The following is an 11,488-nucleotide window of genomic DNA, read 5'->3' as shown; positions in this document are numbered from 1 at the left end:
TCGGCGCTGCCGGATGAGGTCGGAGATGTTCGTGTAGCCGTCCCGCATCCGGTCGTCGTCGACCGTCTCGACCGCGTCACCGCTCGCGAGCCGGTCCCGCTCGGCCTGGAGTTCGGCGATCTGCGCGTCGAGCCGTCGGATCTGCACGTCGGGGTCGGGTTCGGCGCGCGCCGCCCACCGGTGCACCGCGTCGACGATCATCGCGAGGCGGCTCTCGCTGATGAGGGCACGGTCGGCGCTGAGGGCGTCCACGAGGCTCAGGGCCTCGAGCGCGTGGCTCGTCAGGGAGTACTGCTCGTCGCCGTCCGGGGAGTTCGAGCGGACCAGCCACTGCGCGGCCACCCAGTCGCGGCACAGCGCGCGTCCGTTCGGCCGGGCGTCCTCGGCGTCGCCGGACTGGTCGCCCGCCGGCACGCGCGCGCCCGTCGACTGCAGCCGCGCGACGTGCTCCTCGACCTGCAGGTGCATCCGGTCGGCAGGGACGTACTGCACGTCCCGGTCGAACACCGCACGGAAGACGGCGACCACCGCGGCGCTCGTCGGACGCGAGAGGAGCCGCAGGGTCGGCCGGTCGAGGACGGCGCGCACACGGGCGAACTCGAGGTCGACGTCGGTCATGTGCCCCTACGAACTGGACGGAACTGGTCAGATGACGAGAGCCCGACGCGTGCTGCGTCGGGCTCTCGGTCGTGTCGTCGAAGCGACACAGCGGGTGGGCGATACCAGACTCGAACTGATGACCTCTTCGGTGTGAACGAAGCGCGCTACCAACTGCGCCAATCGCCCGCTGCACTTGTCGTGCCAGTCGATAGTAGCGGATGTCCGGCGTTCGGCTGAACACGACGCGTCGCCCGGGTGTGGCGCGGTCGGCGGGGTGCCCGCGGCAGCCCTCGGTTCCGCGTGAACACGGGGGACACGCCCGGTGAACCGGAAGGATTTTGGTGGATGCGCTCGGCTTCGTATAGAGTTTACGACGTCGCCGAGACGGCCGGCCAGCACGAACGGCCAGCACGACGGCAATCCGCTCTTCTCGAAGAGCATGCGGATGTGGCGCAGTGGTAGCGCATCACCTTGCCAAGGTGAGGGTCGCGAGTTCGAATCTCGTCATCCGCTCGAGTGTCAGGATCTCCGGATCCCGACGACTCACCAGAGGGTATCCCACCGTTCGGGTACTCACGGAGACGTGAACCTCGATGGTGGGGTGGCCGAGAGGCTAGGCAGCGGCCTGCAAAGCCGTCCACGCGGGTTCGAATCCCGTCCCCACCTCCAGCTCCACACTCCTCTGGGCGATTGGCGCAGCGGTAGCGCGCTTCCCTGACACGGAAGAGGTCACTGGTTCGATCCCAGTATCGCCCACAGCAGGAAACCCCCGGGAAACCGGGGGTTTTTGTGTCTCTGTGGCCACGTCCCGGGATGGACGCAGGATGCTTGGCACAGATTTGGCACGGTCTGCTAATCCGCCGCATTGTGTCCGCGTTGTCCCTCCGCACGTCGCGCATCGTTCACGAGTTCGGTGATCTCGTCGGCGATCGCGTGGATCGTCGTGTCTGCGGTCGAGCGTGCCAACTTGTCGGCGAGGCTCGGGCTGTTTGCGGCCACGCCGGCCTGATTGACGCCGTGCCAGATCGGCAGCAAGTTCTGCCGCCCGCCGACACCTAGGGTGACGATTCCGTCGAGCTCGTACTGTGTCCAGCCCTTGCTGAAGTACGCATCGCTCAGGACCACGGCCGCGAACCGACTGCTCCGGATGCCTCGATCGATTCGCTGGCGCAGACTGTCGCCCATCCGGATGACGGCCTGGTCCAGCCAGACCGTGATGCCACGAGCTTCAAGCGCCTTCGCGAGCGGTACGGCGACGGTCTCCTTGTCTTCGCTGGCGTGAGACAGGAACACGTCCCATGTCTGACCGTTCAACTCCGTCGCCGATGTCGGAGGAGTGGGGGTTCGAGTGGCGATGCTGCCTGACAGGGTCGGTTCCGCCGCGCTCCGGAACTCTGGGAGGTTCCCGCGAGGGGGTGCTTCGACGGAGACCTTCGCGTTGATCCGACCGGCGGCGCCGCCGAGGTCCACTGCGAGGATCCAGTGTCCGTTCGTCGGAACGGTGATCCTCGCGGGACCGCGCTTCACCAGCCCGCCCACGTACTTGATGTTGCCGCCTCGCCCCGATGCGTACCGGCGGTAGTTGTTCGAATCCATCAGCAGCACGTTCGCCTGGTTCCTGAGCGTGACCACGACGGTCGCACCCTTCTTGAGCGTGCCGAGGTCCTTCTTCAGATGCTCCACGCCACCACCGTACGGCCGGCCGCCGACGAACAAGACATGTGCGGGAACGACGATGCCGACTCGTCGACGAAGCGAACGAGCCGGCATCAGGAGCGGGTCGAGAGGTGGAACGAGGCGCTCAGAGTCGCTGCGCGATCCCTGCACCTGAGGCGAGTCCGTCGAGTTTCTCGACGAGCGGGGCGAAGTCGGACGGGAACAGACCGGTGTAGACGTCGAGAGTGATGCTCGGCTTGGCGTGTCCGAGCATGTCCTGCACGAGCCGCACTTGTGCACCAGCGGACACGGTCAGGCTCGCCGCCGTGTGGCGCAGGTCGTGCGGCGTCAGGGCGGGGAAGAGCTTGGGGGAGTCTTCGCCCGCGAACTCGCTTCCCGGCCAGCTGGCGATGGCTCGCTTGACTGCGGGCGCGAAGACACGCCGACGCCAGGTGGTGAGCCTGAGGAAGCCACCTTCAGGCGCGGTGAAGACGAGGTCTTGACCGTCGCGCCCCTTCGCGTGCCGTCGGAGTGGCCCCATGACCTGGGGGACGCCTGGCACCCGACGGGACTTTCCGCTCTTCGGCTGACCAACGACGAGCCTGCCCCTGACCTCGGTCGCAGACCGACGGACGTGAACGATGTTGTTCTCGAAGTCCAGGTCCGCGAACGTCAGTGCTGCTGCCTCACCGAACCGCAGCCCGGAGAAGGCGAGGAAGGCGATGAGCAGCCGGTCTCGCTCCGCGGACTCGTCGAGGAGGTGGGCGACTTGCTGCGCGTTCATGTAGCCGTGCTCCCGGGTGACCACCTTCGGTAGCCGAACGCCGCGCGCCGGGTTTCCGGTCATCAGCGCCTGCTCGACGCACTCCTCGAGGACGCCGCCCAAGATCTGGTGAGCCTTCTGGATGGTCTGAGCGCCGGCCCCGTTCGCGTGGATGGTTTCCACCCAGGCCTTGACTGCTTTCTTCGTCACAGCATCCAAGGGCTCTTCGCTCCAGTACGGCGTCACCCACTTGCTCGCTACGGCCGCACGGTTCGCGACGGTGCTCGCGGCGAGGGTCGCTCTCCGTGCCAAGAACTCGTCGATGAACGGCCCGAGCCTCTGCGACAGTTCAGTCTGGGTCCGGTAGGTGGGCTTGCTCATGGCGACCGTGTTGACGGCCGACCACTCCTTCGCGTCCCGCTGCGTTCGGAACCCACGCTTCCGTGTGGTCCGCCCGTCGGGCTTGGTGTAACCGACTTCGTACCGCTTGCCCTTTGCGGTCTCGTAGGCGCGGATGGTGGCCATCAGGCGGCCGCTCCGTTGTGCGAGACGCGAGTCTGCTCGACGTAGTCGAGGAGGTCACTGAGGCGGTACGCCACGGAACGGCCGACCTTGATGTAAGCGGGACCTCGGCGGAGGTAGCGCCACTGCGCCAACGTCCCGACGGTCGTGAGGAGGAAAGCCGCGGCTTCTGCTGGCGTGACGAGAGCAGAAGGCTGGGCAGCGGGGCCGTGGGCCGCCGACGCTGGGGTCCCTGGGCGGGAGGTTGTGGACATCCTTGATTCCGATTCCGTGATGAACTGCCCGCGACGTTGGTCACGGCATCTGCCCTGCGGGCCGACGGTAGCCCTATGCGCGCACTCATCGGGCGGCTTCTGAGATGAATTGGGATGAAGAAAAAGCCCCGTCAAGGGCCGGTTGGCGTCTCCATTCACCGTCGACGCAACACCGGTGGCAAGAGGCGACTGGCAGGTCTCGGTAGGGTCGTGCGGTGGCTAGCCTCCTTTCACCGGCCCGAAGGCACCGGCTCCTCATCACCCTGCTGTCCGGCATGGGGGTGAACGAAGCCGATGTGATCCGGACGGAGACGACCGCCCGGCAGGCCACCGTGCGGTCCGAGGGCGTGATCGCCACCGTGATGATGAACACGAGGCCCGCATCTGCGGCGCGAGTCGTCGCGCTGCTCGAAGAAGCGGCGGGCGCCAACGTGCTGGCGGTCGCTGTCAACGGTTGGGGGAGCGCAGGCCTGGAGCAGTTCGACGGGATGGGCGGGGCCCGCTTCGACCTCCAGTCAGACATGTCGGTGCGTCCTGCTAACTTCGTGGCAAGGGTCGTGACGGCTCTCGGCCCCATGGACGCGAAAGCGGTCGAACGGTGGATCCTCGATACGAGGAACCGTGCGACATCAGCAACGGGAGCCGGCGACGAACTGGACTCGCTCGCCTTGCAAGTGCGGACGGCGCAGCAGAGCAGCAATACACCAGCGTCCGCGTGGCTCGATGTCATCGAGCTCCGGGAACGCATATCGGTGCTCCGGGGAGCCCTCCGAGAGGCACTCGGCCGTGCTGAGCGCGGGGATGGTCTCGAGGTGCTCCGCACTCTTCCGCCGATGCGACTTGCCCGTTGGCAGAAAGTGCATGATCTCACCGTTGAGCTGGAAGAAGCCGTGGATCGGGCCTCGGGCGAGATCCGGGCTGCTCTGGAGGGACTCGCGGCGCAGAAGCCTTCTCACTAAAGTCGGACCGAGTTCGAGTTTGTTGGAGCGTCAGCGGGAAACGATGACGAGCAAATGTGCGTTCGTGTACCCGACCGGACAGTGAGCACCGACTCAGACGCCGGACGGCGCTCGGACAGACTGGCTGTCCGACGGTTCTGAGTTGAGCCAGAGGCGATGTAGGTCGGCAACAAGCCAGCGATCACGCCGGTACCAGGGGCGAGCGGTTGCAGCGTCGGATGCCATGGCTACGCTGCAGTCGTGAAGGTTCTCCGGCGATGCGCCTTCTGCGGCCGCACCGATTCTCCGCTGACGAAGGAACACGTGTATCCGCGCCATTGGGCAAACTTCTTCCCGAGGAGCGGTACCGGTCCGGTGAACGTGTTCCAGACGACACCGAAGGGGCACGTCCAGCGGCGGGGCGCAAACCACCAGTTCGACGAGCAGGTTCGGGACGTCTGTGCGGTGTGCAACAACGGTTGGATGGCAGAGCTGGACGAAGCCGCCAAGACGGTGGTCGTTTCCCTTGGGCAAGCAACGACCGCGATGATGGATGCTTCGGCTACCTCGACGTTCCGAAGCTGGGCCACGAAGATCGCCTTGGTGAGGACGTTGCAGGACAAAGCGCACGCACAGCAGGCACACGAAGACCGCTTCCACGACTTCTACCGGGATCGAAAGCCATTCGGCCCGCTAGTCGTACAGGCGGCGCGGTGCGAGATGCCTCATGGGGACAACAACACCTCCTGGGTGATGCCGGGTGCCAACAGTGCCACGAGCAACACAGTCACCGTGACGCTCGGCCGGCTGTTGTTCCAAGTCGGCATCTTCGCGCCTGGGGACGAGACCTACGGGCCGCTGACACGTCTGCAACTCGCCGCGGTTCGGAACATGACGAAGGGGAAGGTTCGCCTGGTTCGCGACCAGCGAAGGTTCGAGCTCGGAGAAGAAGTTACCGAGACCGAGATGATGCTGGTTCGTGAGCCGGCAGCGCTGATCGGTGCTGGCCCGGCGGCCGAGAACAACATCAGCCGTATCCCCATCAAGCGATCCAGGGGCGGCAGCTTCGGCAATCCATACGGAGTTCCGAACATCAACGATGTTGCGTGGCAAAGATACGGAGATGAAAGCCTTTGAACGCACCTGAAGACAACCACGACTTCCCGTTCCTCGACGTGTGCGTCCTATCGGAGCCTCGAGCGAACGAGATGGACTTCGAAATGGCGCAGGCGACCCGCGACATGCCCCATGTCCGCGTATTCGGAGCCCACGTTACGGTGGCGCAAGCGGTTCAGATAGGCATCGACACGCTGGACGAGGCGATTGAGGCGATCGGTGCCTACCGGAGGAACGTGTACGGCGACGACCGGGTTCGATTCGTAGTTCTTCCGGGTGTGGGTGACGACGACGCCACGCCGATCGCCTGGACGAAGCGCTTCGATGCGCCAATCTACGGCATCCGCGCGGATGGCTCCCTTGTCGCAGCCGACGGCTTCCACGAAAACATCACTATCAGCGACCTCGCGCGTTCCGCGGGTGAGTTTGGCAACGGCACGAACGATCGCCTGGTGCTGGTTGCTCCGACCGGCCTTGGAGATGCCAGCGTCTATCACGAGGTGGTCGCGTTCCTGCTCGATCACTGGTTGGAGTACGCGCTCGCGACCTGGAGTGGATTCAAAACGGTGCGGCGCGCGGTGCTGCGCCGCAGTGCAATCCGTGCGGCACGCCGGGCCGCCGAGGCCATGCTGCACGCCGGGCTCGCTCAGCCGTGGCAGCTTCGGAGGTTCACTGACACGAGGAGCGAATGGAAGCTGCCCCGATTCGCGAGATTGATGCAGATTTCGCACACGGACGCGGCGCGCCTTCTTCGGGCCCTGGGCTACGAGCCTCGCGGTGGTGGTGGCGGTGTCTGGGAACCGAGCGAATCGCGGCGAGCCTCTCGGGCTCGTGGGCGCTGGATCCGCGACGAGTCCCGTCGTACCGAGAGCTGAACGCCAGTAGACCAGGGAGAGGGAGGTCCGAAGCAGTGTACGAGGGCCATCCTATTCCGGCTCAAACCTGCCGCTGCTCGCGCAGCCGCTCCACTCAGGCGGACGTTCCGTGGTCGATCCGCACGCCGGAGCAGGCCGCGGACTCGCTCGAGGAGCGCTTCCGCTCTGGCGCGGCCGACCGCCGACCGCCGACCAGGCCAGGGCTAGAGCCAGCTCCAACGGACATGCACCGTCGGCTTCCATTCCCACCAAAGATGTTGTCGGCGCCGCGGCCGTCCATCACGGACGCGGCGCCGAAGGGGAGTTCAGCCAGAGATGCTGTCGAGATGGAAACAGAGTCCGAGGCCTGACGCCCCGAGCGCCGCGGCCGCTGTGGCTCCCCACGCCAGGAAGACGCTGCCGGCGCCGGGGGAACCTCCCGGCTGCATGGTGCGGCCGTCGATGAACTTGATGCGGCCAGACGTGAAGCACACGAGGTCCGCGCTCTTGGCGGCTTCGTGGAACCACTTCGTGTCCGTGCGCGCGAAGACTAGAGCGATGCCCTCGCCGTGGTCGGCCAGACGCTGGAGCCAGGTTCGGGTGTCGTCGTACGGCGGGTTCACCCAGCAGAGACCCCGCCACGGCGAGGAGAGTCCGTCATCGGCGAGGGTGTAGACGGCTCCCGCGGGCACGTTCGACCTGCTGGACCCGGGGGAGCATGGGTCGAGGTCGAAGGTGACGGCGAGTGCCTGGAAGATGTAGTCAGGCGTGTACCAGTCGATGGTGGCGCTCGGCGCCTCGTGGGTCCAACCTCCCCGGCCTGCGCGCGAGTTGGTGGTGGTGGAGGTGATTTCTCTCATGCCAACGCTATGCGGGCCACCATCATCCGGGTCCTGAAACACCAAAAAACCCAGGTCACGACCGAGTTCACCGGCCGGTTTGCTATTCCTCGCCGGGCCGCGCCCATCCGAGCGCCTGATGGACGAACCCGCAGGTCACTCGAACGCGGGGTCGCACGGCAGATGCGGGATGAGCAAGAGTCAGTCGCATGGAGGACACTGAGAGGTCAAGCGCGCCATGACCGCGCGCCTCGATGTCGTCCTCCAGGGCTCGAGAACCCCGATCGACGTGGCGGTCTTCACGGACCTCATCGAGAATTCCGTCGCGGCCGGACGGTTGCCGTACAGAAAGGCGCTCGTCCGCGGCGAGATCCGTCTCTCAGATCTCATCGACCTGGCGAGGGTCGCCCACGTGCCGTGGCCGCTGTTCTTCGCGCCGTTCGACGTCGTCCATGCTCAGGTCGAGGCGAAGACGGCGAAGCTCCTGCAGGGACTGAGCAAGGACACGTTCTCCATGAACTCGAGAGCCACGGTGCAGCTCCGGGATGTGGAGCTCATCGTCAAGGACCTGCTGCGTAAACAGATGCTGCTCCGCACGCACGACGAGACGCTGGCGGACAACGCGATCGTCGGGATGCTCCGGAAGCCTCGCGGGAGCGCCGCAGACGACGCTCTCGCGCTCCTCGATGCGATCGGTCTCGAACCGAACGGACTGCGCCAGGCGCCGACGAAGAAGGGTGCGCTCGAACTCCTCATCGCTCATCTCGAAGCGAACCAAGTCCTCGTCGCGCGGAGCGTACGAGGTTTCATGCCGCAGCTCATCGAGGTCAAGTTCAGCGGCCTGACGGTGAAGGATCGGACGGTTCCGTACATCTTCGTCGCTCGGGGCGACCAAGGAGACGCACAGGAGCCGGAGGGACGTCAGCTGTTCACGCTGACGCTCATGGCGGTGCTCGTCGCGCGCAACATCTTCGCGCCGGTGACCTACGACGGGCGGACCCCCGCGATCGACGGCGGGCGAGAGTACGAGATCACCGCCGAGATCCTGATGCCGGCTGCGGACGTCCGACAGCGGGAGTTTGGATCCCTTGACGACATCCGTGCGGCGGCGGACACGTTCAAGGTGACACCGAGTGCGATGCTCGTGCGCGCGGAACACCTCAGGCTCGTCACGGCGGCCGAGACGAGGTCTTATCTCGCCGTCCTCGAGCGGGACTTCGCTGCACTTGCTCGTTCCCAGGCTCGGACCCCGAAGCCCGTGAACGGGGTGCGCACATACAACGGACGGGCGCTGTCCACCCGCATGCTCGGCGCGCTCGACTCCGGCAAGATCACGCCCGGCGAGTTCTGTCGGTCCGTGTGCGGGAACCGGATCAAACCGTACGAGATCAGCGAGTTCCGTGAGGCGCTGCGATGATCGGCCGCCGCTACCTCCTGGACAACAACGTCCTTCCCCGTCTTACGGTCGAGCAACGACGGTCGGACTTCGTCGTCGAGAACTGTCGAGTGCCGTCAGAGGTGCTTCATGAAGCCCGATTCCTCCCGGACATTGAAAAGCTGCTGAGCTTGGAGTACCCGACTACCGGGCGCGTGCTGCGACACCTGATGGTCGTGATGTCGAGGGTCCCGATCGGCGACACCGCTCTGGTTGACCTCTACAAGAACCGTGGCAATGCCGACCCACTCCTCGTCGCGTGTGCGCTCGACGGCCTCGAAGAAGCGAACGAGGGCCTCTTCGGAATCGAGTGGGTGGTGGTGTCGGACGACGGCGCGGTTCAGGGGATGTGCGAGGAGTTCCGCATTGTCACGCTGACGAGCGTCGACTTCTTGCGCTTCCTCACCCGCGGCTGACCGACTAGCGCTCACGCCGCCGGAGTTGGCGTTGGTCACGAATCACCCGGCTGAGGGGGCGGGGGTTCCGCGCGCAGACGGAGGAGTTGCGCGTCGAAGGACTTCATCGCGTCGACGATCGCGTCGTCGTCGTGGAACGGCACCGACCACCTCGCCGCTTGCAGACGGTGGAGGTCGATCACCGCTGAATCGCGGGTCCCACCGCCGGTCACGCGCGTGACGAGCTCCGCCATCACCCCTCGCGCTGATTCGTGCATCCGCAGGTAGGGCGAGAGCTCTGACTGCGTGTCGAGAGGCGGCCCGATGACGGTGAGGACGTCGATGAAGAGCTCGATCGACGTCACTCCGATCGTTCTGGCTGCACGGAGTCGCGCGACGACGAGGTCGACCCGTCGCTGCGCCGCCTCCATCGTCGACTCGCGGCCGGAGCTCACGGCCACTCGCCGCAGCCGTCTCACTCGGCGGACGACCTCGATCGCGGCTTCGTCGAGAGAGCTGTCTTCTGCCAGCGAGAGCGCGAGACGTTCGGCGGCTCGACTCGATCCGGCGAGCCGTCGGCGTGCTGTCTGTTCCTCCGCGAAGTTCATGCGCGTCCTATGCGCGGTCGCGTTCACCGGTGACCTGAAGCGTCCCGGCCCATCGAAGCCGAGACGGAGACAAAGTGGGTCAGATCAAGAAACTCGCTTTTACGGATGTCCGGTTCGGATCGCACGAACTGTCCCGCCGACAGCTCCTCGGTGGGACACCATTCACGCTTGCTTCACGCGCTGTGTGAGTGAGCCCGACCATGCGTTCGGCGGTCGAGGAATTGGGCAGACGCCGCCGCTGCCCTCGCGTTTCGGACACGACCAATCTCGCCCGACGGCTGCCCGAGATTCTGCGCGGGTCCTCTCCCTGATCCCGTGGCGGTTGGCGCTCGCGAGGCCAGATGGCAGGGCGTCCGAGAAGGTCGGAAGTCCCTGGTGCACGCGTCGCGTCCGGACTGGGATGGCCTGAGCCGGACCACCGGCGATGGACAGATGGGAGTGGACATGGACGACGCGGTAACGACCTCGAGGGCGCGCTTCGATGGGCGGACGGTGATCGTGACCGGAGCGGGTGCCGGCATCGGCAGGGCGACGACGGAACGGCTCATCGCGGAGGGGAGCCGGGTGGTCGCGGTCGACCTCCTTGAGGATCGTCTCGCGGCACTCGCGGAAGACGTGGCTTCCGAACGCCTCGTCACGGTCGCCGGTGACCTCGCCGACCGTCGGACGATCGACCACGTCGTCGCCGAGGCAGGCGAGCACATCGACGGCCTCGCGAACGTGGCGGGCATCATGGACGGCTTCCTCCCGACCGCCGAACTCGACGACGACGTCTGGGACCGCGTCCTCACCGTGAACCTCACCGCCGTGATGCAGCTGACGCGCGCCGTCCTCCCCACGATGATCACGGCACGAACCGGCAGCATCGTGAACGTGTCGTCCGAGGCCGGCCTCCGGGGCTCCGCGGCCGGGACCGCGTATACGACGTCGAAGCACGCCGTGATCGGGTTCACGCTCAGCACCGCGTTCTTCTACGCACCCGCCGGTGTCCGCTGCAACGCGGTTGCACCCGGGGCGGTCGTGACGAGCATCGAAGCACCCTTCCGGTCCCAGTACGCGGGTGAGCGGCTCGGACCGTTCATGCAGACGAACGTCCCGCCGATCGCGACCGCCGTGCAGCTCGCCGCCGGGATCACCTGGCTCCTCAGCGACGACTCCTCGAACGTCACCGGCGTCGTCCTGCCCTCCGACGGCGGCTGGTCCGCCATCTGATCGGTCAGAAGTCGCACAGGGAGGTGCGGGATCACCTGACCCCGCGCCTCCCGTCCCGCAATGCGTTGATCATCGATGACGCTCAGGCTCCTACCCCTTCCAAACTGCCTCGGCACCGGCGCGGCCGATGACGACGACCTGCACGATCGAGACGACGGCGACCGCGACGAGGAGCACGGGGCCGATGATCGAGATCACCCGCACCACACCAGTGCGCTTCTGGCGTCCTGCTCCGAAACGGTGCCATCCTGACCACAGCACGAGGAGGGCGAACACCGCGATCGACCACGGGAGCA

At 66.1% G+C, this 11,488-nt stretch carries 12 protein-coding genes, 4 tRNA genes and 1 pseudogene; 9 read left to right on the top strand and 8 right to left on the bottom strand.

Annotation, left to right across the window (positions count from 1 at the left end):
• Nucleotides 1–618, bottom strand: a 618-nt coding sequence (locus tag I59_RS11710; RefSeq protein ID WP_022904028.1) for a DUF3375 family protein, incomplete at its 3' end; no start/stop codon positions are given.
• A 95-nt stretch (nucleotides 619–713) separates the two neighbouring features.
• Nucleotides 714–786: transfer RNA gene (locus tag I59_RS11705), tRNA-Val, on the bottom strand.
• A gap of 255 nt (nucleotides 787–1,041) precedes the next feature.
• Between I59_RS11705 and I59_RS11700 the strand changes: the two genes are divergently transcribed.
• From I59_RS11700 to I59_RS11690, 3 genes are all read left to right on the top strand, one after another.
• A tRNA-Gly gene (locus I59_RS11700) sits at nucleotides 1,042–1,113 on the top strand.
• Between the two features lie 82 nt (nucleotides 1,114–1,195).
• Nucleotides 1,196–1,269, top strand: a tRNA-Cys gene (locus I59_RS11695).
• Between the two features lie 15 nt (nucleotides 1,270–1,284).
• Nucleotides 1,285–1,356, top strand: a tRNA-Val gene (locus I59_RS11690).
• A 96-nt stretch (nucleotides 1,357–1,452) separates the two neighbouring features.
• On the opposite strand, the gene I59_RS11685 is transcribed toward I59_RS11690, so the two are convergent.
• From I59_RS11685 to I59_RS23905, 3 genes are all read right to left on the bottom strand, one after another.
• Complete coding sequence (locus I59_RS11685) at nucleotides 1,453–2,283, bottom strand: DUF1883 domain-containing protein (protein ID WP_049976580.1); 831 nt, start codon at nucleotides 2,281–2,283, stop codon at nucleotides 1,453–1,455.
• A 118-nt stretch (nucleotides 2,284–2,401) separates the two neighbouring features.
• Nucleotides 2,402–3,544 (bottom strand): site-specific integrase, encoded by a 1,143-nt coding sequence (locus I59_RS11680; RefSeq protein WP_022904026.1) that lies wholly within the window; start codon nucleotides 3,542–3,544, stop codon nucleotides 2,402–2,404.
• Nucleotides 3,544–3,795, bottom strand: coding sequence for a helix-turn-helix domain-containing protein (locus tag I59_RS23905; RefSeq protein WP_022904025.1), 252 nt, complete (start codon nucleotides 3,793–3,795; stop codon nucleotides 3,544–3,546). Before I59_RS23905 ends, I59_RS11680 begins: the two co-directional genes overlap by 1 nt.
• A 215-nt stretch (nucleotides 3,796–4,010) precedes the next feature.
• Here I59_RS23905 and I59_RS11670 point away from each other — a divergent pair, with 215 nt between their 5' ends.
• From I59_RS11670 to I59_RS11660, 3 genes are all read left to right on the top strand, one after another.
• Nucleotides 4,011–4,754 carry a hypothetical protein gene (locus I59_RS11670; protein ID WP_022904024.1) on the top strand — a complete coding sequence of 248 codons (744 nt, stop codon included), beginning with the start codon at nucleotides 4,011–4,013 and terminating at the stop codon, nucleotides 4,752–4,754.
• Between the two features lie 240 nt (nucleotides 4,755–4,994).
• On the top strand, nucleotides 4,995–5,870 hold the full coding sequence (locus I59_RS11665) for a hypothetical protein (RefSeq protein WP_148286196.1): 876 nt from the start codon (nucleotides 4,995–4,997) through the stop codon (nucleotides 5,868–5,870).
• Nucleotides 5,867–6,724, top strand: coding sequence for a hypothetical protein (locus tag I59_RS11660; RefSeq protein WP_148286195.1), 858 nt, complete (start codon nucleotides 5,867–5,869; stop codon nucleotides 6,722–6,724). Before I59_RS11665 ends, I59_RS11660 begins: the two co-directional genes overlap by 4 nt.
• A gap of 305 nt (nucleotides 6,725–7,029) precedes the next feature.
• Here the strand turns inward: I59_RS11660 and I59_RS11655 are convergent, their stop codons facing one another.
• Nucleotides 7,030–7,563: a DNA N-6-adenine-methyltransferase gene (locus I59_RS11655; protein WP_022904021.1), complete on the bottom strand. Its 534-nt coding sequence runs from the start codon at nucleotides 7,561–7,563 to the stop codon at nucleotides 7,030–7,032.
• 217 nt (nucleotides 7,564–7,780) lie between these two features.
• Here I59_RS11655 and I59_RS11650 point away from each other — a divergent pair, with 217 nt between their 5' ends.
• Both I59_RS11650 and I59_RS11645 read left to right on the top strand, forming a co-directional pair.
• Nucleotides 7,781–8,959, top strand: coding sequence for a hypothetical protein (locus I59_RS11650; protein WP_022904020.1), 1,179 nt, complete (start codon nucleotides 7,781–7,783; stop codon nucleotides 8,957–8,959).
• On the top strand, nucleotides 8,956–9,393 hold the full coding sequence (locus I59_RS11645) for a hypothetical protein (RefSeq protein ID WP_022904019.1): 438 nt from the start codon (nucleotides 8,956–8,958) through the stop codon (nucleotides 9,391–9,393). Before I59_RS11650 ends, I59_RS11645 begins: the two co-directional genes overlap by 4 nt.
• Before the next feature lie 35 nt (nucleotides 9,394–9,428).
• Here the strand turns inward: I59_RS11645 and I59_RS11640 are convergent, their stop codons facing one another.
• On the bottom strand, nucleotides 9,429–9,980 hold the full coding sequence (locus tag I59_RS11640) for a hypothetical protein (protein ID WP_022904018.1): 552 nt from the start codon (nucleotides 9,978–9,980) through the stop codon (nucleotides 9,429–9,431).
• 444 nt (nucleotides 9,981–10,424) lie between these two features.
• On the opposite strand from I59_RS11640, the gene I59_RS11635 reads away from it, so the two are divergent.
• Entirely contained in the window at nucleotides 10,425–11,192 is a 768-nt protein-coding gene (locus I59_RS11635) for an SDR family NAD(P)-dependent oxidoreductase (RefSeq protein WP_031273681.1), read from the top strand.
• 90 nt (nucleotides 11,193–11,282) lie between these two features.
• On the opposite strand, the pseudogene I59_RS22870 reads toward I59_RS11635, so the two are convergent.
• A pseudogene (locus I59_RS22870) lies at nucleotides 11,283–11,488 on the bottom strand (hypothetical protein); the annotation flags it as partial.

Source organism: Curtobacterium sp. B8 (assembly GCF_000333315.1).
Lineage (GTDB): Bacteria > Actinomycetota > Actinomycetes > Actinomycetales > Microbacteriaceae > Curtobacterium > Curtobacterium luteum.
This window is presented reverse-complemented; position numbering and strand designations above follow the sequence as displayed.

Bases quoted from the DNA above. Each gene is read 5' to 3' on its own strand.
- I59_RS11680 (WP_022904026.1), bottom strand. From the start codon at position 3,544: ATGGCCACCATCCGCGCCTACGAGACCGCAAAGGGCAAGCGGTACGAA.
- I59_RS23905 (WP_022904025.1), bottom strand. From the start codon at position 3,795: ATGTCCACAACCTCCCGCCCAGGGACCCCAGCGTCGGCGGCCCACGGC.
- I59_RS11655 (WP_022904021.1), bottom strand. From the start codon at position 7,563: ATGAGAGAAATCACCTCCACCACCACCAACTCGCGCGCAGGCCGGGGA.
- I59_RS11650 (WP_022904020.1), top strand. From the start codon at position 7,781: ATGACCGCGCGCCTCGATGTCGTCCTCCAGGGCTCGAGAACCCCGATC.
- I59_RS11645 (WP_022904019.1), top strand. From the start codon at position 8,956: ATGATCGGCCGCCGCTACCTCCTGGACAACAACGTCCTTCCCCGTCTT.
- I59_RS11640 (WP_022904018.1), bottom strand. From the start codon at position 9,980: ATGAACTTCGCGGAGGAACAGACAGCACGCCGACGGCTCGCCGGATCG.
- I59_RS11635 (WP_031273681.1), top strand. From the start codon at position 10,425: ATGGACGACGCGGTAACGACCTCGAGGGCGCGCTTCGATGGGCGGACG.